At 45.0% G+C, this 20,252-nt stretch carries 19 protein-coding genes; 5 read left to right on the top strand and 14 right to left on the bottom strand.

Going from position 1 to position 20,252, the window contains the following annotated elements:
• Position 1: 1 nt before the first annotated feature.
• From accC to pxpB, 4 genes are read right to left on the bottom strand one after another with little or no spacing between them, the layout of a single operon-like run.
• On the bottom strand, positions 2–1,345 hold the full coding sequence (gene accC / locus BK575_RS04360; protein WP_078409066.1) for an acetyl-CoA carboxylase biotin carboxylase subunit: 1,344 nt from the start codon (positions 1,343–1,345) through the stop codon (positions 2–4).
• A gap of 23 nt (positions 1,346–1,368) precedes the next feature.
• Positions 1,369–1,839 (bottom strand): acetyl-CoA carboxylase biotin carboxyl carrier protein, encoded by a 471-nt coding sequence (accB, locus tag BK575_RS04355; RefSeq protein ID WP_078409065.1) that lies wholly within the window; start codon positions 1,837–1,839, stop codon positions 1,369–1,371.
• Between the two features lie 28 nt (positions 1,840–1,867).
• Positions 1,868–2,881, bottom strand: a complete 1,014-nt coding sequence (locus BK575_RS04350) for a 5-oxoprolinase subunit C family protein (RefSeq protein WP_078409064.1) — start codon at positions 2,879–2,881, stop codon at positions 1,868–1,870.
• Positions 2,878–3,654 (bottom strand): 5-oxoprolinase subunit PxpB, encoded by a 777-nt coding sequence (gene pxpB, locus BK575_RS04345; protein WP_407984337.1) that lies wholly within the window; start codon positions 3,652–3,654, stop codon positions 2,878–2,880. Before pxpB ends, BK575_RS04350 begins: the two co-directional genes overlap by 4 nt.
• 552 nt (positions 3,655–4,206) lie before the next feature.
• Here pxpB and pxpA point away from each other — a divergent pair.
• The 3 genes from pxpA to BK575_RS04330 all read left to right on the top strand — a co-directional run bounded on the left by pxpA (position 4,207) and on the right by BK575_RS04330 (position 7,109).
• On the top strand, positions 4,207–4,968 hold the full coding sequence (gene pxpA / locus BK575_RS04340; protein WP_078409062.1) for a 5-oxoprolinase subunit PxpA: 762 nt from the start codon (positions 4,207–4,209) through the stop codon (positions 4,966–4,968).
• 77 nt (positions 4,969–5,045) lie between these two features.
• Positions 5,046–6,224 (top strand): NRAMP family divalent metal transporter, encoded by a 1,179-nt coding sequence (locus BK575_RS04335; RefSeq protein ID WP_139368120.1) that lies wholly within the window; start codon positions 5,046–5,048, stop codon positions 6,222–6,224.
• A gap of 93 nt (positions 6,225–6,317) precedes the next feature.
• Positions 6,318–7,109: a putative hydro-lyase gene (locus BK575_RS04330; protein WP_078414633.1), complete on the top strand. Its 792-nt coding sequence runs from the start codon at positions 6,318–6,320 to the stop codon at positions 7,107–7,109.
• A 58-nt stretch (positions 7,110–7,167) separates the two neighbouring features.
• Here BK575_RS04330 and BK575_RS04325 read toward each other — a convergent pair whose 3' ends face one another.
• The gene (locus BK575_RS04325) at positions 7,168–7,929 is read right to left on the bottom strand and encodes an IclR family transcriptional regulator (protein ID WP_078409060.1); all 762 of its coding nucleotides are present in this window, start codon (positions 7,927–7,929) and stop codon (positions 7,168–7,170) included.
• A 287-nt stretch (positions 7,930–8,216) separates the two neighbouring features.
• On the bottom strand, positions 8,217–8,885 hold the full coding sequence (gene rpiA, locus BK575_RS04320) for a ribose-5-phosphate isomerase RpiA (protein ID WP_078409059.1): 669 nt from the start codon (positions 8,883–8,885) through the stop codon (positions 8,217–8,219).
• A gap of 172 nt (positions 8,886–9,057) precedes the next feature.
• Between rpiA and BK575_RS04315 the strand changes: the two genes are divergently transcribed.
• The gene (locus BK575_RS04315) at positions 9,058–9,225 is read left to right on the top strand and encodes a twin-arginine translocase TatA/TatE family subunit (RefSeq protein WP_078409058.1); all 168 of its coding nucleotides are present in this window, start codon (positions 9,058–9,060) and stop codon (positions 9,223–9,225) included.
• An 83-nt stretch (positions 9,226–9,308) separates the two neighbouring features.
• Here BK575_RS04315 and BK575_RS04310 read toward each other — a convergent pair whose 3' ends face one another.
• The 7 genes from BK575_RS04310 to BK575_RS04280 form a co-directional block, all read right to left on the bottom strand.
• Complete coding sequence (locus tag BK575_RS04310) at positions 9,309–10,589, bottom strand: M20 family metallo-hydrolase (protein ID WP_078409057.1); 1,281 nt, start codon at positions 10,587–10,589, stop codon at positions 9,309–9,311.
• Positions 10,590–10,664: 75 nt separating this feature from the next.
• Positions 10,665–12,071: an amidase gene (locus BK575_RS04305; protein WP_078409056.1), complete on the bottom strand. Its 1,407-nt coding sequence runs from the start codon at positions 12,069–12,071 to the stop codon at positions 10,665–10,667.
• Positions 12,072–12,202: 131 nt separating this feature from the next.
• Entirely contained in the window at positions 12,203–13,036 is an 834-nt protein-coding gene (locus BK575_RS04300; protein ID WP_078409055.1) for an ATP-binding cassette domain-containing protein, read from the bottom strand.
• Positions 13,037–13,038: 2 nt separating this feature from the next.
• Positions 13,039–14,073 carry an ABC transporter ATP-binding protein gene (locus BK575_RS04295; RefSeq protein ID WP_078409054.1) on the bottom strand — a complete coding sequence of 345 codons (1,035 nt, stop codon included), beginning with the start codon at positions 14,071–14,073 and terminating at the stop codon, positions 13,039–13,041.
• Positions 14,074–14,174: 101 nt separating this feature from the next.
• Positions 14,175–15,080, bottom strand: a complete 906-nt coding sequence (locus tag BK575_RS04290; protein ID WP_078409053.1) for an ABC transporter permease — start codon at positions 15,078–15,080, stop codon at positions 14,175–14,177.
• Positions 15,081–15,109: 29 nt separating this feature from the next.
• On the bottom strand, positions 15,110–16,063 hold the full coding sequence (locus BK575_RS04285) for an ABC transporter permease (RefSeq protein WP_078409052.1): 954 nt from the start codon (positions 16,061–16,063) through the stop codon (positions 15,110–15,112).
• A gap of 186 nt (positions 16,064–16,249) precedes the next feature.
• Positions 16,250–17,875, bottom strand: coding sequence for an ABC transporter substrate-binding protein (locus BK575_RS04280; RefSeq protein ID WP_078409051.1), 1,626 nt, complete (start codon positions 17,873–17,875; stop codon positions 16,250–16,252).
• A 258-nt stretch (positions 17,876–18,133) separates the two neighbouring features.
• On the opposite strand from BK575_RS04280, the gene BK575_RS04275 reads away from it, so the two are divergent.
• Positions 18,134–18,430: a mechanosensitive ion channel family protein gene (locus BK575_RS04275; RefSeq protein ID WP_328589544.1), complete on the top strand. Its 297-nt coding sequence runs from the start codon at positions 18,134–18,136 to the stop codon at positions 18,428–18,430.
• A 22-nt stretch (positions 18,431–18,452) separates the two neighbouring features.
• Here the strand turns inward: BK575_RS04275 and BK575_RS04270 are convergent, their stop codons facing one another.
• Positions 18,453–19,784, bottom strand: a complete 1,332-nt coding sequence (locus BK575_RS04270) for a hypothetical protein (protein WP_078409049.1) — start codon at positions 19,782–19,784, stop codon at positions 18,453–18,455.
• Between the last annotated feature and the right edge of the window lie 468 nt (positions 19,785–20,252).

Here is a 20,252-nt window from a genome sequence, read left to right as displayed (position 1 = left end):
GCTAAATAACCTCATACATCTCTAAAAATTTCGTGTTAAAATCCCCTTTTATAAACGCTTCATGCTCCAGCAATTTCAAATGAAAGGGAATGGTTGTGTGAATGCCGGTAATGAGAAACTCGTCCAGGGCCCGTTTCATTTTTTGAATCGCTTCTTCCCGGTCTTTGCCGTGAACAATGACTTTCGCGACCATCGAATCGTAGAATGGTGAAACCGTATATCCCGGATAAACGGCACTGTCGACCCTCACCCCAAAGCCTCCCGGCGGCAAATACATGTCCACTTGGCCGGGGGAAGGCATAAAGTTTTTCATCGGGTTTTCGGCATTCACACGGCACTCGATCGCCCAGCCGTTGATGCGGATATCGCTTTGGGTAAAAGAAAGCTCACGGCCTGCCGCGACCGCCAATTGCTCCTTGATCAAGTCGACCCCTGTGACAAGCTCTGTGACCGGATGTTCCACTTGAATACGCGTATTCATTTCCATGAAATAAAAATGCCCGTGTTTATCCAACAAAAACTCGACCGTTCCAGCTCCGTGATAATGGACAGCTTTAGCCGCCGCAACGGCCGCTTCACCCATTTCCCGCCGCAGTTCCTCGTCAAGCGCGGGTGACGGCGCCTCTTCGACCAGCTTTTGATGCCTGCGCTGAATCGAGCAATCCCTTTCACCGAGATGGACAACATTTCCATATCGGTCGGCCATGATTTGAATTTCCACATGCCTTGGTTCTTCTAAATATTTTTCCAAATACACTCCCGGATTGCCGAACGCCGTTTCCGCCTCCTGCTGGGCCTGGCAAATGGCCTTTTTCAGTTCTTCCTGGTCATAGGCGACCCGCATGCCTTTTCCGCCGCCTCCGGCTGTCGCTTTAACGATGACCGGAAATCCGATCTCTTTTGCGACCGTCAGCGCTTCCTCCTCATCTTCAATGAGCCCTTCCGTCCCGGGAACAGTCGGCACACCGGCTTTTTTCATCGTGTCTCTTGCGACCGCTTTTGCGCCCATCTTTTGAATGGCCTCCGCATCCGGCCCGATAAACACGATATTGCATTTCGCGCAGATTTCAGCAAAGTCGGCGTTTTCCGCCAAAAAGCCATATCCCGGATGAATGGCCTCCGCTTTTGTGATCGTGGCAACGCTTATTAAATTTGGTATGTGTAAATAGCTGTCTTTTGAAGCCGTCGGTCCGATGCAGTACGCTTCATCCGCAAGCTTGACATGCAGCGCTTCTGAATCGGCTTGTGAATACACGGCAACCGTTTCGATTCCAAGCTCTTTACACGCTCTAATAATCCGGACGGCAATTTCTCCCCGGTTCGCAATCAGCACTTTCTTAAACATGCAGTTTCCCCCTTTTTGATTGGTCAATCTTCCTTGATGAGAAACAACGGCTGGCCGTATTCGACAATCTGCCCGTCTTCCACTAACAAGTCAACGATTTCTCCGCTCACTTCTGCCTGAATTTCATTAAACAGCTTCATCGCCTCCACCACGCAAACGATTTGACCTTTCTCAACTTTTGTACCGACTTCTACAAAAGGTGCGGCCTCCGGATTGGAACGGCCATAAAACGTGCCGACCATCGGCGAAAGAACTTGATGGACATCTGCTTCGCTTTGTTTCGAAACGGCTTCCACCATTTTTTCCTCTTCTTTTCGTACAACGGATGGCTTCGCTTCTATGTTTTCAGGTGTTTCGGCTTGCCCGGAATGATGGTGGCTGCCTGCTTTTTTTTCGACCAATACTTTCAATCCTTCATACTCCACCTTAAATGTTTCAACGGAAGACTCGTCCACCGCTTTAATGATTTCTTTCATCTCATTGACACTTAACATTTTACCTGCTCCTTTATATAATTGACGTTTATTTAGATGAATCGATATTCAACAAAATGCCAACCTTCAGCTGTTCCATTTGCTGCTCTTGCTCCAGGTAAAGCCGCTCCGCTTCCTCCAGCGTCACTTCCTTGAAGCGAATGTTTTCCCCCGGCTTCAATTGGGCCATGACGGGGAGGTCGACCGTTATGACCTGAGCGATTTTTGGATAGCCGCCGGTCGTCTGCCTGTCCGCAAGCAATATGATTGGGTTGCCGTCATTCGGCACTTGTATGGTCCCGTTTGCAACCGCTTCTGATAGAAGTTCAAACGGCTCTTCTAACTGCAAAGCCGGCCCCTCTATGCGATACCCCATCCGATCGGACTTTGGGGTAATGCGGAATTCCTGTTCAAAAAGCCGAGTTTGACTCGACTCTGTAAACCGATCGAATTCTCCGCCCCTCATTACGCGAATGATTGGATTTTTTTTCATCGGGACGAACGCTTCCGAATTCACATACCACGAAGCTGCTGTAAAAGAACCGGAACTTTCGCTTCTTTTCAGCTGCTCCATGAGCCGGGCTGCCCGTTTGGACATCGTGTTAAAGCGCAATGTATCTTCCGCTTTCAAAGCCCGGCCCTCATAGCCGCCCATTTCCCCCCGCAAATACGTGCTTTTGCTGTTCATCACTTCTTTCACCGCAAAGCCGCCCGCGAATGCCATATAGGCGCGGCAGCCCAAACGGCATGCCTTGTAGTCAATGACACTCCCTTTTTTCACATAGACGGGCCTCCATAAAGGAACACGTTCTCCATCAATTTCTGGTGCCATATCCGCTCCTGTAATCGCTATTAACGTATCTTCTTCCACCAATAATGAGGGCCCCATCAAAGTAATTTCCAACGCGGCTTCTCCTTCCTCATTACCTACGAGCAAATTAGCGATACGAAGGGAATTCCGATCCATGGCACCGCTGACGATGACCCCGTATTTTTGAAAGCCGTACCTTCCCAAATCTTGAATACTCGTCAATAAACCTGGCCGATTCATGGTTATGCTCATCTCGATCTCTCCTTATAGCTCTTATATTCTTCAAGAGAAATAGGCTTGAACCGGACAATATCACCGGACTGGAGAAGCGTCGGGGGGGTTTGTTCCGGTTGAAAGAGATCGATCGGCGTACGGCCGATGATTTGCCAGCCGCCCGGTGTTGAAATCGGATAGACGCCCGTTTGCTTACCAGCGATTCCAACGGAACCTGCCGCGATTGATAGCCTCGGTGAAGCATGACGCGGTGTGGCGATTTTTTCCGACATCCCTCCCAAATAAGGGAATCCGGGTGCAAAGCCGATCATGTAGACGAGATATTCCGCTTGTGAATGAATGCTAATGACGTCACTCGTCGATAAATCGTGATACTTTGCCACCGCTTCCAAATCCGGACCTAACTCTCCGCCGTAACAGACAGGAATTTCAACAACCCGCGGTTTCGCTTCCGTTTTCTGTTTAAGTCCCGCTGCTAATTCTTCTACGATCGAACGAACGATTTGATATGGTGACGCTTCCTTTTCCATACTGGACATAGACTTCCTTCGTTCTTTATGCATCTGCCTAATCCGCAGCGGATTATAAAAAATGGTCACGCTTGTGAAAGCCGGGACGCATTCAATCAAACCGTCAAACGGATGTGCATCAAGATGGGCTGTTAACGCTTGTACATTCAGATGTGTTTCTTGATTCATTTCGCTTCCAAATTGAACAAGAATGGCCGAATCGCCAAGCGGCTTCATCTCCATCGTTATTTTTCCCCCTAAAATGGTCTTAGACATGTCCATCCCCTCCCCTTCCGAATTTCGGAACTTAAGTTTTATTTTTCGGACTTTATATATTTATTATAATTATCTGAATATAAAAATACAACCAATCCTTTGCATAAATAATGATCGCTACGGAAAAAATCTCACAAAACATGAATCAATTTTTCTTCCTATCAAAAAGAGACAAAATGATATAAAGGCTTTTTCCCCTGCAATATCAGGCTTTACTCTATATGTCAGCCTTCCTGACAAAATTATTTGAAAATTAAGTGATATGCAGTAAGATGATTTTATGGTACCATATTTGAAACAGTAGTTCCTAATTTCGGAATAAGAGACGGCTATTTTTATTGCTAAAGCATTCTGCCTTGAAACATCGACATCATTTATGAAAGCTCGATCACTATTAGGATGCCCCACATACTCCAGATGGTCAGAATATTTTGACAAAAAATTAATGAGCAAAAAAGATGTGAGCGCTTACTTTACGATTGTTCACTTCCTGATGCACAGCCGTATTCCGAATAAAGGAGACATTCATCATCTTTTGAATAGATAGGGGGAATTCCTTTGTATCAAATTGATTTGAATTGTGATTTAGGGGAAAGTTTTGGGGCATATAAGATGGGGCTCGATGAAGAGATTCTCCATTTTGTCACCTCAGCGAACATCGCATGCGGATTTCATGCCGGAGATCCATCGGTCATGCGCAAAACCGTCGGGCTTGCCCTTCAAAAAGACGTTAAAATCGGTGCACATCCCGGTCTTCCTGACTTAGCGGGCTTCGGCCGCCGCAACATGGCCATTTCACCACAGGAAGCCTATGACATCGTGATCTATCAAATAGGCGCTCTTTACGGCTTCGTTAAAGCGGAAGGCGCCAAGATGCAGCATGTGAAACCGCATGGCGCCCTTTATAATATGGCCGCAAAAAGCAAAGAATTATCAGAGGCTATTGTCGAAGCCGTTTATCGGGTAGACCCGCAGCTCATCCTTTTCGGACTTGCAGGAAGCGAGCTTGTGCGTGCCGGTGAAAAAATCGGCCTGCAAACGGCTCATGAAGTTTTTTCTGACCGAACGTATCAGCAAGACGGCTCATTAACATCGCGCAGTCAACCAGACGCGCTCATCCACGACGATGACCAAGCCGTTTCCCAAGTGATCCGTATGGTGAAAGAAGGAAAAGTACTCTCACAGCAAGGAGTCGATGTCTCCGTCAAAGCAGACACGGTTTGTATTCACGGAGACGGAGCGAAAGCGCTCGTATTTGCCCGCCAAATCCGGAAATCGCTTGAAGCGGCAGATATCGCCGTGAAAGCGATTAGTAAGTAAAAATAAAAGGAGGACTGTTTATGGAACCACTAAAAACATCACCGAGAAATGAAGACAAACCATCATCTGCACCAAAAATGAATTGGACGTTATTAATGGGGGCCGCCTTCTTGATGGCCACCTCAGCGATCGGTCCCGGTTTCTTGACCCAAACGACAGTCTTCACTCAAAACTTGGCCGCAAGCTTCGGCTTTGTCATTTTGATTTCCATTATCTTGGACATCTTTGCTCAAACGAATGTTTGGCGCATTATCGCCGTATCGGAAAAAAGGGGACAAGATATCGCCAACATGGTATTCCCTGGACTCGGCTATTTGCTTTCCTTCCTCATCGTGTTCGGGGGACTTGCGTTTAACATCGGGAACATCGCCGGTGCCGGGCTTGGCTTGAATGCGCTGTTTGGCATCTCTACTGAAATGGGAGCCGTCATTGCTGCTGTAATCGCTGTCTTCATTTTCCTTGTGAAAGAAGCCGGTAAAGCGATGGATCGCTTTACGCAAATTGCCGGATTTGTCATGATCGGCTTAATGATTTATGTTGCTATCACAACCGCTCCTCCTGTCGGCGAGGCTGTCGTCAAATCGATTGCGCCAGATACCATTGATATCTTGGCAATCGTGACATTGGTGGGCGGTACGGTTGGCGGCTACATTACATTTGCCGGCGGACACCGTTTGTTGGATGCCGGAGTAAAAGGTGTCGATGCACTGCCGGAAGTAACGAGAAGTTCCATCGTCGGAATTTTGATTACATCGGTCATGCGTATCGCTCTCTTTTTGGCGGTGCTTGGAGTCGTTTCAAAAGGATTGCAGATCGACCCGGCCAACCCTCCCGCTTCCGTGTTCCAGCTGGCTGCCGGTAATATCGGTTATAAAATATTCGGGATCGTCATGTTTTCGGCCGCGATCACATCGGTCGTTGGAGCGGCTTATACGTCGGTTTCATTCATCCGTACATTCAGCCCGCGTTTAGAGAAAAACTATAAACAAATCATCATTGCGTTCATTGTCATTTCAACACTTGCGTTTGTATCAATCGGAAAGCCTGTAAAAGTATTGGTGTTAGCCGGTGCATTAAACGGTCTTATTTTACCGATCGCCCTTGGTACATTATTAATTGCCGCTTATAAAAAGAGCATTGTCGGCAACTATAAACATCCATTATGGCTGACGATTTCAGGTGCGCTTGTTGTCGTGGTGATGGCGTGGATGGGTACGTACACGTTAATCAACCAACTGCCGGCGCTATTTAAATAAAAGTGAGATAGATATGGCTGTTTGCTTACTCGACCACAAGCAAGCAGCCATAAAAAACGAATGAAGACATTCAAGGGGAGATGAGAAAAAGTGATGAATAATCTAGCAGACATGAAGCCGGAACAATTACGGGAAATGATTCGAAGAAACGAATTGGTTAAACCGACCGCCGGGATGGCAAACGGGTATGCACAAGCGAATCTGGCCATTTTAAAGAAAGAAGATGCCTTCGACTTTCTTTTGTTTGCCCAGCGCAACCCGAAGTCCTGCCCGATTCTTGATGTCACAGAGCCCGGTTCTCCTATTCCGCAAATGGTGGCACCAACCGGGGACATTCGTACAGATATTCCGAAGTATCGCATTTATCGCCACGGTGAGCTGACAGAAGAAGTCATAGACATCACCGATTATTGGGAAGATGATATGGTCGGTTTTCTCATTGGATGCAGCTTCACTTTCGAACATGCCCTGTTAAATAACAACATTTCCGTTCGGCATATCGAAGAGGATTGTAATGTTCCAATGTATCTCACTAACATTCCGTGTGTCAAAGCGGGGAAATTCCACGGGATGACGGTTGCCAGCATGCGCCCGCTCCCGGCTGAAGATGTCGTGCGTGCCGTGCAAGTCACATCGCGCTTTCCTGCCGTCCACGGGGCACCGATTCATATCGGCAGCCCGGCTGAACTTGGCATCACAGACATTAACCAGCCCGATTTCGGAGATGCCGTCACCATCAAAGACGGCGAAGTGCCCGTTTTTTGGGCATGCGGCGTCACGCCTCAAGCAGTCGCGATGGCAGCCAAACCGGCCTTGATGATTACGCACGCCCCAGGTCATATGTTCATTACCGACCTGCGGGATGAAAAACTCGGAGTCTTGTAATTCGAGCTTTTCTATGCGTAAAGAAGGGATATGGGCAAAAAGCGCCCCTATCCCTTCTTTACATTGGTTGAATATATCCTAGTTTTTTTGAAATCTCCTGTGCTGCGCTTTTAACCTTTTTCACCAATTCAGGCAGCTTCTCTTCCTGGTAATTCACATCAAGCCCTGCAATGCTGATGCCTGCAGTGACCTCCCCTTTATGGTTAAAAATAGGAGCGGCGATGGCGGACGTATAGTTTTCAAGTTCAGAATAGCTGACCGTATAGCCTGTTTCTTGAGATTCTTTCAGTAAAAGACGAAGCTTCTCTTTATCCGTAATCGTTCCGGACGCAATCGGTTTCAATTCGATCTCATCCAAATATTCCTCCTGTTCATGATGCGGCATGAAAGCAAGAATCACGCGCGAACAGGCGCCGGCATAAAGCGGTGTTCTCCGGCCAATTGCCGTATAAAGCCTGACGGGCTGTTTTGTGTCTAATTTTTCGATATAAATGGCTTCCTTGCCATCTTGTACAATCAGATTCACGGCCTCCCCGACTTCATCATGAAGCTTTTGCATGATGGGCAATGCGACCTGGCGAATGTCGAGCCTTTCCGCGACAAGATGCCCAAATTGCAAGAATAATAGACCAAGCGAATATTTTCCATCCTCGTCTTTATCGAGGAGCCCCATCTCTTCAAGTGACATCACCATTCGATAGACAGATGTTTTCGGGATGCCCGAAAATTGTACTATCTCATTAAAACTTAACTTTGAATGCGTTAAAAACAGATTCAAAATATCCATAGATCTTACGACTGTCTTATTTTTGCTTTGCATGGGCATGTTCCCCTTCAATCAAGTTGGAACGTCTCAGTTCCGAATTTCGGTATGTAAATAATTATACTTGCTATGGTCAAAAACGCAATAATATAAACTCGGTTTGACGCCTGAGATCGGGTTTGACCAAAGCGGGTTTTGTCTTTTGTTGTCGAATAATCGATAAATCGGGAATTTCGTAGATAAACTCGGAAATTTCGTAGATAAAATCCGAAAGTCCACAGATAAACCCAGAAAATCGAAGATAAATTTGAAAAAGGACCTGAAGAGGAGCGCTCACTCCTGACTCAGGTCCTTTTCACAACGATATTTTTATCTTCACCCAAGGTCACCAGCATATCCGCCATCCCGACAAACAGGCCGTTTTCGACGACTCCGGGAATCATGTTCAGCTTGCGTTCCAACGTTTCCGGGTACGGAATGTCCGGGAAATTGCAGTCGAAAATATAGTTTCCATTATCGGTGATGAACGGTTTTCCTTCTTTCAGCCGTATTTCCGGCGAACAGCCAAGTTCACGAATATGGCGCTCTGTCACGCTAAAACCAAATGGAACCACTTCAACCGGCAGCAAAAAGGTGCCCAGCTTTTCCACGAGTTTGGAAGAATCAGCGACAACGATAAATGTTTTGGCCGCTTTGGCGATGATTTTTTCACGAAGGAGCGCGCCTCCGCCCCCTTTCGTCAAGTTCAAATGCAGATCAACCTCATCCGCCCCATCAATGGCAAGATCAATATGCTCGACTTCCAGAAAATTCGTCAGAGGAATACCGAACTCCTTTGCGATGATTTCTGTTTGAACCGATGTCGGAATGCCTTGAATGGAAAGCCCTTCATTAACAAGTTCCCCAAGCCTTTTCAATGTATAATACACCGTTGAACCCGTCCCGAGCCCGACGACCATCCCGTCTTTTACGAATTCGGCCGCTTTTTCTCCGACCCATTGTTTTTCGTTCATTCTTTTCACCTCTCTCTTCATTTTTACCGTTTTTGCGTTTCCAAAAACCTTTGAAATACAGGTGTCAGCAATTTGTCAAAAAGTAAAAGCGACATGGAATATTACATTCTGTTATAATGAAGAAAATGACATTTAAACAAGCTTTTCATTTTAAAACTTAGGAGCGATCTACATGAGCTTAGGATTCGGAGAAGTTGCGATTATTTTATTTGTAGCTTTACTTTTATTCGGACCGAAAAAATTGCCAGAACTTGGAAAAGCGGCTGGGAAGACATTAAGAGAGTTTAAAGACGCGACGCGCGGGATTATGGACGACGATAAACCTGTCGATAAAAAATAAACCAAAAAGCGTGCAGGGAATCATCATGTTCTCTGCACGCTTTTTGTTCTTTACGATCGGTATCGCTATCTTTTCGATTTCTGTCAAGAAGGGCTTTTTACTCGTGTTACATGACTGACCATTCTTAATACGGTTCCATACAGCACGTCTGTTCCGAGAGCCAAATCTTCATACGATGAATATTCTAATGGATTGTGACTGATTCCATCTTTGGAACGAACGAAAATCATGCCATAATCACATGCATATGACAAGATAAGGGCATCATGAAACGGTCCGCTCATCAGCTCCGGGACATCCAACTCCAATGTCTCACACTCTTTGTACATCATGTCTTTAATCCAGCCTGCACAATATCTCGGTTCGATGTTGATGTCTTCTGTAATTTCATAAGATAACCGATGCTTTTCCGCTATCTCCGTAATTCGGTTCCTCAGTTGGATTTCGTAACGGTTCCGCCGATCTTGATCGATATCCCGCAAATCGATTGTCAACACAACTTCTTCCGGAACAATGTTCGGGGAATCAGGGAAAACGCTCATACTGCCGACCGTCCCAACAGTCGGGGCATCGGGATTTTGCTTCACTATCTCATTTAGCGCAAGCGTCACCTCTGCCGCTCCGACAAGCGCATCCTGACGCAGTTTCATCGGTACCGAACCCGCATGTCCCGCCATTCCCCTTAGTTTAACCGTTAACCACAACGGCCCTGAAATTCCCGACACAATTCCAACCGGCTGATGACGGCTCTCCAATATAGGACCTTGTTCAATATGCAACTCAAGGTACGCATGAATACTGCCTGGAGGGTAGACCGATTCTGAAAACCGGTCCGGGTCGCACCCAAATTGGCGCAGCGCTTCTTCTCTTGTGATTCCATCCTTATCTTCTCTTAACCATTCCCCTTCCTCAAGCCTTCCCACCATTCCTCTTGAACCAAACAACCCTTTATTAAAACGCCACCCTTCCTCATCACAAAAGGAGACGACTTCAATCGGACGTTCCGGAACAATGCCGTGTTCTGTTAACGAAGCGACCGCTTCAATCGCACAAAGGACACCAGCAGATCCATCAAATCTTCCTCCGTAAGGCTGCGAATCTAAATGAGAACCCATCATCAATATGGGCGCCCTGGAATCCTTCCCTTCCAACCGGCCGAGCAAATTGCCAAAATGATCGATGCGTGTCGTCATTCCCGCTTCTTTCATCCATTCGGACACCACTTCAAACGCCCGTTTTTCCACTTCCGATAGAGTGGGACGGCATACGCCAGTTTCCCCGAATTTTCCAATTTGACTCAACACTTCAAAATGGGCCTTAAGGCGTTCTGCGTTAATCCTCATTCTTCTTTCCTCCTTTTGCATCGTTCAACAACAGGGCTGATCGATTAGGCTCCAATCCCACCACAAATGATGGGATTAGAGGTTTCTCTGTCGGATCTATGCTAAAGAATCGTTCAGTTCATATGCCTTATTTTTCTCTAAGTACCCGACCCACTTTTCCGATTTTTCATAGACATGGCCTACTTCAAGCAATAAGCCTTCCGAGTAAGGTTTACCGATCAATTGCATCCCCACCGGGAGCTGCTCTCGCGTAAATCCACAAGGAACGTTCAACGCCGGGAATCCAAGAAAATTTCCAATTGGCGTTCTGCCTAAATTAAAAATATTAGGAATGGATTGTTCCGGTCCGATCGTCCCGATGTCATACGGAATGATGGTATTGGTCGGAGTCAGCATCACATCACATTCGCTCATCGCTTCCAATGTAGACTGAATGAACTGTTTTCTCACTTTTTGCGCATGAAGATATTCGCTCGCAGTGACTGCCCTTCCCGAAGACAACCGAATATTCGAATCATCGCCGTACATCTCCGGATATTTCGTAAACATCGATTCATGGAAACTATAAGCTTCTGATTTAGAAATCATTTTTTGAGCCTCTAATGCTTCAGCTATTCCCGATAGATTAATCTCCACGATTTCGGCACCTAGCTCGCTTAACTTTCGGATGGCTTGTTCAACGATTTCTTTCATCTCGTGATCCATCTGTTCAAAAAAGTATTCATGGACAATCCCAATCCTCACTCCCTTGATCTGCTCCTTATTGAAATCCATACTTATATCCGTTTTTCTCAGCTGATCTTGTTCTGCCAATACCCGTAACATTATGGCACTATCCTCTACCGTTCTTGTCATTGGCCCGATATGATCGAACGTCCAGCTCAATGGAACACATCCTTTGCGACTCACTAAATCGTATGTTGGCTTGAGCCCTACAATTCCGCAAATGGCAGCAGGAAGGCGGATGGAGCCGCCTGTATCCGTACCCAATGCACCGTAGCACATGCCGGCTGCGACAGCCGCCGCCGATCCCCCGCTTGATCCGCCGGGAATTTTATTCAAATTCCATGGATTGCGCGTCGGACCGTAATGAGGATTTTCTGTCGTGGCTCCCATCGCAAACTCATGAAGATTCGTTTTTCCGATGATGATCGCTCCAGCTTCCTTTAACCTCTGGATCACAACGGCATCCCGATCAGGCTTCCAATACTCAAAAATTTTGGAGCCGGCGGTCGTCACCCGATTTTTCGTTTCAAATATATCTTTGATCGCAATCGGCACCCCGTGAAGAGGGCTGCGGACGTTGCCGGCCAGCAGCTCTTGCTCCGCTCTTTCCGCCTCTTTCATGGCATCGTCGGCGAGAACGGTAATAAATGCATTTAAGGACGGTTCGATTTTCTCGATCCGCTCCAACAATTTAGCCGTCAATTCAACAGGAGAAACCTCTTTGTTCTTCAGGTATTCCGAAAGCGACGAAATCGATCGAAAGAATATTTTATCCATGTTGTTCCTCCTTTTCAAACATATACGTAAAAGACGGTGCCGCATCAACGGGTACTGCTTTACTCTCAATCTTTAACACTTTTGATAAATACTCGGTCATATTCATTCATGTCCATTCCCTTTTAGCAAACTTAAGCACTGTAAAACTTCTTTTGGACATTCCCTAAGTCTCCGTCCAGTGTCAAAATGGAACCGAGCAGCTTCTTCGTCACATCCGTTTGAGGATTACGAAACAAACTGACGGTTGTGCCTGTTTCTGCAATCTGCCCCTTCGACATTACTGCCACCCTGTCACAAAAATAGGCGACTAAGTCTAAATTATGAGCAATGAATAAATAGGTTAGTTGTAACTCCTTCTGCAGCTCTTGAAGCAAATTGATGATTTGTGCCTTCACCGACACATCCAATGCAGATACCGGTTCATCCAACACTAAAAATTCCGGCTTCAGAATTAACGATCGGGCAATACCCGCCCTTTGTCTTTGCCCCCCCGATAATTCGTGGGGATAGCGGAGGGCAAAATCTTTTCGCAGCCCCACTACTTCCAGCATGTCATACACTTTTCGATTTACATCATCCTTATCTTCATATTCTCCAAACTTCAGTAAAGGGTAGGCAATTTGCTCCCCTAAAGTCATCCGCGGGTTAAAAGCGGAACCGGAGTCTTGAAAAACAATTTGAATTTTACGGCGAAGAACAGCCATTTGTTTCGCTGATAACTCTCTTAGCGATGTCCCATTATAGATAATGCTTCCGTTTGTCGGTTCGATTAATCGGAGAATCATTCGTCCGACGGTCGTTTTCCCTGAACCTGATTCTCCAATGAGCCCGAAAGTTTCCCCTTTTTGAATAGAAAAGCTCACATCATGGACAGCAGTCACCTTTTTATTGGGAAGAAGCAACCCTTGACGTCCGCCGTACACCTTTTGCAAATTCCGCACTTCCATTAAAGGACTCTTTTCCACGATTAATCCTCTCCTTCCGCTAATAAGCACCGTACCACATGATCAGGCTGAGTGTGGCTTCCCTTTTTCAATAAAGGTTTGGTGGAATGGCATCGTTCCTCCACTGCATGACATCTGTCGGCAAAGCGGCAACCTTCCATGGCATGTAAAAGATTGGGCGGCTCTCCAGGGATTTGCCATAATGCTTGCTTCCTCTTACTCTCATCAAATATCCAAGTTAAATCAGGGATACATTTTAATAAGCTTTGCGTATACGGATGTTTCGGATTGAAAATTACTTCACTTGTACGCCCCTTTTCGACGATTTGTCCGGCGTACATAACAGCCACCGTTTCGGCAATTCGAGCAACGACCCCAAAATCATGGGTAATCATCAACACGGCGGTCCCCAATTCTTTATTCACTTTTTTCAACAAATCTAATACTTGCAGTTGGACGGTTGGATCTAGTGCGGAGGTCGGTTCATCGGCAATGATCAAATCAGGGTCACATGCCAATGACATGGCAATGACCACTCTTTGCCTTAATCCCCCGCTGAGCTGGTGAGGATAGGATTGGTAGATTCGCAGCGGCTCGTCGATTCCCATTTGCTGCAGTAAATCAAGAGCCTTCTCTTTGGCATTTTTTTTTGATAGATTCGTCTTAGACGTGATAATTTCGACGATTTGTGATCCTACCTTATAGGATGGATCCAATGAAGTCATCGCATTTTGAGCGATGAGTGAAATTTTCCTCCCCCTTATCTGTTTCATGGCCTTTTCATTTAGTGAAAGAATTTCTGTCCCTTCTACTTCCACCTTTCCTTGATAACCATTTAAAAGCTTTTTAGGAATCACTTGCAAAATGGAGTGGATCGTCATGGACTTTCCTGATCCCGATTCCCCGACGATGGCCATCATCTCTCCTTTTTTCATTGTGAGATTAACATTTTCCAACACTGTGAGGATTCCATCTGGTGTTTTGATTTGAGTCGTCAAATTCTCCACTTTCAGCAAAGGATGGATTTTCTTTTCCATAACAGATGAAACAGCGCTCATTGATATCCCCCTTTATTTCCCTCGTATGAACCGGCAGCATTTCTTTACACATCAACACTTTCTTGATTTTCTAATAAGGCAAAAATCCCTCGTTTCTATAATCATGCTAGTTTTTGTATCCTCTCTTCCGTACGTTCCTTTTTCTTCACTTTTGATCGTTCATGAGGGTCTAAGGCATTTCGCAAGCCGTCTCCTACCATGCTGAAGGCAAAAGATAGCAGTAAAATGGCGAATCCCGGCAAGAAGGTGACATAGGCATGCCCTTGCATCAATACGTCACTTCCTTCACTGGCCATTCTCCCCCAATCGGGATTAGGCGGCTGAACACCAAGACCAATAAAGCTTAGCCCTGCCACTGTGATGATCGTGACACCCGCTATGGTCGTACTGTAGACGATTAAAGAAGGAAGAACGTTCGGCAAAATTTGTTTAAACATGATTTCCAATTTGCTGACACCAAATGACTTCGCTGCTTCTATATATTCCTTTTGACTTTCTTGCAGCGTATCCGTGTACACGACACGAGTCATATACGGGATACGAACAATGATCATGGCGATAATGACATTGAGAAGCCCCGGGCCTAAAATGGCCGCAATCGCAATCGCTAGAAGAACAGCCGGGAATGCAAAGAATACATCCATGACCCTCATAATGGCATTGCCGATCCAGCCCTGGTAGTAACCGGCTATAATCCCGAGCACGATGCTAATGACCGCTGAAATCAAGACCGGTATAACCGCCGAAACAAGCGATGTTTGGGTGCCGTAAATAAGCCGGCTCACTATATCCCTTCCCTGCTGGTCTGTTCCCAGCAGGTGCCCATCTGTCCCAGGAGGAGATAAACGGCTGCTTCCCTCTGCCACACCATTTGGATCATACGGGGCAATCCATTGGGCAAACAATGCCACAAATAGCGCTCCAATAATGATCAGCATTCCGGCCGTTGCGGCTTTATCGCTGATGAATGCTCTAAATGCCAGCTTCCATTGAGATGTGGAAAACATATAAGCTCCCTCCTTCATCTTCCATTGCTTTAAAGAGAATCGCGCAGCTTTGGACTCAGCCAAATGTTAATCATGTCAACAAGTAAATTGACCACAACAAAGGTCAATCCGATTAATAAAATGCCAGATTGAATCATGGGGTAATCGTTAGAAGTGATGGCGGCATACAGCAATTGGCCAATACCAGGCCAGTTAAAGACAATTTCACTAAACAAAGCCCCTCCCATAATGTAGCCAACTTGCAAACCAGTAATGTTGATAATAGGGGGAAGGGCATTTCTGATAACATGAAAGAAGTTGATTTTCGCATCGGATAAACCAAATGATTGAAAATACTTTACATAATCTTGCTGTAATACCTCGATTACCGTATTTCTTGAAAGCCTTGCTACGACGGCAATTGATACGGTTGCAGTGGCAAAAGCGGGTAAAACTAGATGGTGAAGTAAATCGAACAATCCCCCCGGGTTTCTCATGTTATACATTCCGCTCACAGGGAATAATTGCAGCTTGATTGCAAATAGCCACATAAGCATGAGGGCTACCCAAAATACCGGCATACTGGCACCTATGATGGCAAAACCCATACTGACTTTATCAAACACACTTCCATTCTTTAAAGCACTGACCAGACCGAATGAAATCCCCAATAAAATACAAATGAGAAGGCTCGCTCCAGTTAAGATCATGCTGTTTAAAAACTTGGGCAACAACTCTTGAACGATGGGTGTATGAAGAGTATAAGAATAGCCTAAATCTCCTTGAATAATCTCTGTCAACCATGTGAAGTATTGCACAAAAAACGGTTTATTCAATCCCATTTCTTCTCTTAACGTTTCAATCGCTTCTGGTGTCGCTTCACCGCCTAAAATGGTCCGTGCAGGATCTCCGGGAATTAATTGAATGAGCAAAAAGACGATAATCGTAACACCAAACAATACCGGAATGGTAGAGACCATTCGAGAAAACGTATATCGAAACATTCAGTCACCCCCGCTTTGATTTAAGATAAAATGGCTGTCTCATGAATTCTAAATAGGACACCAACATTCTTTTACTGAAAGGACTCGTCACTGAATGCTTGATTTTACTGGATTCTCATGACGGGCCCCTTCAGGAGGATAACTCAAAAGGTATGCTTTTCAACCTCTTAGGCCATCCTACTGCCATTATTTTCCAAGCCAAACCGGTGCCAATGTGTACCATTCTTCTGCAGGTACGACAAAATCCTTCACTCTTGAATGGACGACATAAGGTGCAGAGTCATTTACAATCGGTGCGAAAGCCGCATCTTCCATAATCATTGCTTCAGCCTTTTTCCATTGTTCCAACGCTTCTTGCTCATTAACGGAGGTTGAAGCCGCATCCATCACTTTATCCAGATTCGAATTGATATATTTACCTGAGTTAAAGCCGCCAGGTGCCTTGAACTGTGAATGTGCCACCATAGCTAAAAAGTATGGCGTTGTTCGGCCTGAAGACATTTGATTCATTCCTACATCATTCGGCATCCCTTCATTATATTGGGAAAAATAAGAAATCCACTCTTTAGTATCCAGTTTCAAATCAATGCCGACTTTTTTCAAATCCCGTTGGATCCACTCCGCAATATCGACAGGAAGAAGTTGCCCCGAACCATCGACTGATGTCCGTAAAGTCGTCGTGAAACCGTCTTTGTATCCTGCTTCTGCGAGTAATTCTTTTGCTTTTTCCGGGTCATATTCATACCATTTTTCATTCGGATCATGGCCCATGTTTCCTGGACTTTGAATCGTGTAGGCCGGATGGACCGTTCCTTTTAACAACTCATTGGCAATGCCTTCCCGATCAATCGCATAATTGATGGCCTGACGAACTTTTTGGTTTTTCATGATGTCATTTTCAAAATTAAAGGTCATGTACCATACATGAGGCGGCGTTCCGGAAACAATCTCATATCCTTTTTGTTTTAAATTCTCGATCGCGTCCGGCGGCGGGACGGCAATAATATCCACTTCGTCGTTTTGAATCGCCAAGACGCGGCTCGCGGAATCAGAAAGCGGTCTAAACACAACGCTATCAAGATGAGCCTTCGTTCCCCAGTAATCCTCATTTTTTACGAGCGTGATTCCTTCACCTCTTGTCCTCTTTTCAAACTTGAATGGTCCTGTACCGACTGGATGTTCTCCTAAACCGTCATTTCCATATTTTTTGATTGCTTCAGGGCTAATGATTTGCAAAGAGTTGATTTGTGCGAGCATTCTAGGAAACTCTGAAAACGGTTGTGATAAGGTCATTTGAAGTGTATTTTCATCTACCGCCTTGACACTTTCGAAAAATTTCCATGTTCTAAACGTTCTTGCTGCACCTAACTTATCATAATATTCAAAACTTTTATCTGTTAATCTTTTCACATTGAACTCAACAGCCTGGGCATTAAATGGGGTCCCGTCATGGAACTTAATGCCTTCTCTTAAATGAAACGTATACACTTTTCCATCCTCTGATACCTCCCATTCTTTTGCCAAAACAGGAATGAGTTCTGGTACCGGTGCTTCCTCTGATGATTTGCTTAAATCTTCTCCGATAAGCGGTTCGTACATTTGATTATTCACTCTCATCGTTACCCATCCACCCGCTCGATGAGGATCTAGCACATCTGTCTCAGATTCGATTCCAACAATCAGTGTACCTCCATCCTTCGATGGTGGATTGTTAGAGCCTTCTTCGCTCTTATTCGTCGATTGACTGGAGCATGCGGTTAGAGCAATGGTTAGTGCGATCGCTGCTAAAAGATAGGTGATTTTTGCTTTCATAACTTCCCTCCATTATCCTTGTTTTTTCAAAATGGCAAAACATAGATATGTACGAACGTACCTTCCTTTCTCTGTATATGATTTCTTTCCTCTTTACTGCCGTAACACCTTAACACTTGAACTATTAATCAGATTATCCCACACCTAAATGGCTTCTTCACCAATGTTGTAAGGTTGCCTTACATATTTTGTAAGGTATTCTCTTGTATTTTTTTGTCAAAAAATCTCATTGCATAATTTGAGGTTTATCCTTTAGTCATCGTATTTAACATCTTTAAATTAAGCTTTATCGCCACACCACTTGTCGGTATGCTTTCATCCATTACGGGAGCCATTCCGAACATTTTAAAAGTGGCTCTTCTTTTAGCCGCAGGCTGGGTAATTGCGTCCCTTCTTGCGATGCTCGTCCGCAGAGCCGGAAAATCAGCAAGTGTCGGCAGAACATTAACGAAAGTGAATGCAGCCAAAGCGGAAGCAGATACGGATGTCATCTCTTCTTTTTACATGTGTTTTCATGCGGCTCTCCTCCTGCTGCTTTTGAACCATTTATCATAGCATACCCGCATTTATCCCAAATCTAATGAATCATGGTGATAACTAGTAAACCAATTAATGTGACAATCGATAGGTGCACCCCGTTCATACGAATTCCGGTTTCAATTCCTGAAAAACCTGAAAGCCTGCTTACCAGCAAATTCAGTGGATTTAATGGACTTAGGACCGATGACACTGACCACGAAAGCATCAAAAGCATGGCGAGTACATGAGTGGTTGTCCCCAGTTCCACAGCATTCATTTGAGTGACCAAAGCGGTAACGGTGACTAGCTGATGTATCCCTGCAAAGGACATGATAATCACAATTGCCATCACTACGATCGCAAACAAGAGGAACGATTGATGCGCCATGCTGTTAAGGAAGTATTTAATTCCACTGCCAAAGCTAGTGTCTTGCAAAGAAGCACCTAAAAGCCCTGCACTCGTAAAAAGTAAAATTTCATTGTTCATGATTGGTACACCCTTATCCCGAAAGTCGATCAACTGTGAGAGAAGCAATTTCCATTTTTTCGTTACGATTCCCCATAATAAAGGAAATGCGATAGAAAAAAGACTAACGATTACAAGCATTGACCATTGAGTCCGATATTCCACTAACAAGGTAATACTCATAAACCCTGCAATTTTTAATCCTAAACGGAGTAGATGGCTTATTCTAATATTCGACGATTGTTCGGTAACAGGCTCTTCATGACCGATAGGATGACGGCGTGACCAAATCCAAAATATGACGTTTCCTGCAAATAGGAAAAGAAAAGCCATCCCAATTCCATAGGGCAAATACTCCCCCATCGGAACCTTCAGATAGTAAAGAACCAAGCCGACAGACGCATAATAAGGCGACCAGACCATCGTTGTTGAGAAGCCTACTAAATAACTCTTAGCGAGAATAACAGAAGGAAGCTTGAGATTTTTAAGTAAATCATCGACAACGCGTATGGAGCCTAGATTTAAAATAGGCCCCAACAGGAACACTACGCTTGTAATACCTGCAAAAAGCTTTCGAGGATGGTGCTTCAAACGGCGTAACACCGCATGGATAATTTCAAAATCTCCATCGAGTTTCAAAGGAAGCGAAAGAAGCGGAACCAAAATGACAAGGGTTAGCAACGGAAGATTCATGGACATCCCCCGGCTGATTCCTTCGATTCCCCCTCCTTTTTGAAACTCTAACACCATTCCCGATCCCATCATGATCATTCCTAGCCATCTTGGCATAGAACTGGCTTTCGTAACGCTTCCTGCAAAAGCAGCAAACGCCATGACCACAACCACGTATTCCAGCCAGCGGCTTTGAACAAAATATTGAATTAAAAATAATCCGCACATCAGCAAGATCAAATAGCTTCGCATATGTATCTTCTCCCGTCCCGTTATTGTAGAAATTCCCGAGTCTATTCTTCTAAACTTAGCTTTTATTAAACAAACTTAAGTTTCATTATACATTCATTTATATATTCCACTTAAAAACTCGACACATCTTCATCCCACCGAGAGACTTTCACAATCGGTTATCCGGACAACTTGAATAGGCCCTCAAGGGTTCTCACCTAAGAGGATGGCACCAACCCCGCAAGGAGGAGACAGCCGCTTAAGTCTAAGAAATTGGACATGGCCGTTCTTTGGTCATGTCCAATTTTCTAGACAAGTATAAAAGAGGATGACTCAAAAGCACAAAAAACTTGCTTTTGAGTCACCCTCCTGAAAATGAACCCTCATGGGAAATCCAATAAAATCAAAGGTTAATTGACAAAAACAAGATTCCCTTCCTTTTTCGGACTTATGGGTCAGCGCCTTTTTAAACCGCTTATAGTTTATAAA

This window comes from Priestia abyssalis, from assembly GCF_002019595.1.
In the GTDB taxonomy this organism is placed as follows: Bacteria; Bacillota; Bacilli; order Bacillales; family Bacillaceae_H; genus Bacillus_BA; species Bacillus_BA abyssalis.
Note: the sequence above shows the minus strand (reverse complement) of the source record. Positions and strands in the feature narration are given on the sequence as shown.

What these genes read in the sequence shown, in the direction of transcription:
- BK575_RS04330 (WP_078414633.1), top strand. Translation starts at nt 6,318, where the DNA reads ATGAATAATCTAGCAGACATGAAGCCGGAACAATTACGGGAAATGATT.
- BK575_RS04305 (WP_078409056.1), bottom strand. Translation starts at nt 12,071, where the DNA reads ATGGATAAAATATTCTTTCGATCGATTTCGTCGCTTTCGGAATACCTG.
- BK575_RS04325 (WP_078409060.1), bottom strand. Translation starts at nt 7,929, where the DNA reads ATGCAAAGCAAAAATAAGACAGTCGTAAGATCTATGGATATTTTGAAT.
- accB (WP_078409065.1), bottom strand. Translation starts at nt 1,839, where the DNA reads ATGTTAAGTGTCAATGAGATGAAAGAAATCATTAAAGCGGTGGACGAG.
- accC (WP_078409066.1), bottom strand. Translation starts at nt 1,345, where the DNA reads ATGTTTAAGAAAGTGCTGATTGCGAACCGGGGAGAAATTGCCGTCCGG.
- rpiA (WP_078409059.1), bottom strand. Translation starts at nt 8,885, where the DNA reads ATGAACGAAAAACAATGGGTCGGAGAAAAAGCGGCCGAATTCGTAAAA.
- BK575_RS04270 (WP_078409049.1), bottom strand. Translation starts at nt 19,784, where the DNA reads ATGCGAAGCTATTTGATCTTGCTGATGTGCGGATTATTTTTAATTCAA.
- BK575_RS04285 (WP_078409052.1), bottom strand. Translation starts at nt 16,063, where the DNA reads ATGTTTCGATATACGTTTTCTCGAATGGTCTCTACCATTCCGGTATTG.
- BK575_RS04315 (WP_078409058.1), top strand. Translation starts at nt 9,058, where the DNA reads ATGAGCTTAGGATTCGGAGAAGTTGCGATTATTTTATTTGTAGCTTTA.
- BK575_RS04310 (WP_078409057.1), bottom strand. Translation starts at nt 10,589, where the DNA reads ATGCAAAAGGAGGAAAGAAGAATGAGGATTAACGCAGAACGCCTTAAG.
- BK575_RS04295 (WP_078409054.1), bottom strand. Translation starts at nt 14,073, where the DNA reads ATGAGCGCTGTTTCATCTGTTATGGAAAAGAAAATCCATCCTTTGCTG.
- BK575_RS04350 (WP_078409064.1), bottom strand. Translation starts at nt 2,881, where the DNA reads ATGAGCATAACCATGAATCGGCCAGGTTTATTGACGAGTATTCAAGAT.
- BK575_RS04280 (WP_078409051.1), bottom strand. Translation starts at nt 17,875, where the DNA reads ATGAAAGCAAAAATCACCTATCTTTTAGCAGCGATCGCACTAACCATT.
- pxpB (WP_407984337.1), bottom strand. Translation starts at nt 3,654, where the DNA reads ATGGACATGTCTAAGACCATTTTAGGGGGAAAAATAACGATGGAGATG.
- BK575_RS04335 (WP_139368120.1), top strand. Translation starts at nt 5,046, where the DNA reads ATGAATTGGACGTTATTAATGGGGGCCGCCTTCTTGATGGCCACCTCA.
- BK575_RS04290 (WP_078409053.1), bottom strand. Translation starts at nt 15,080, where the DNA reads ATGTTTTCCACATCTCAATGGAAGCTGGCATTTAGAGCATTCATCAGC.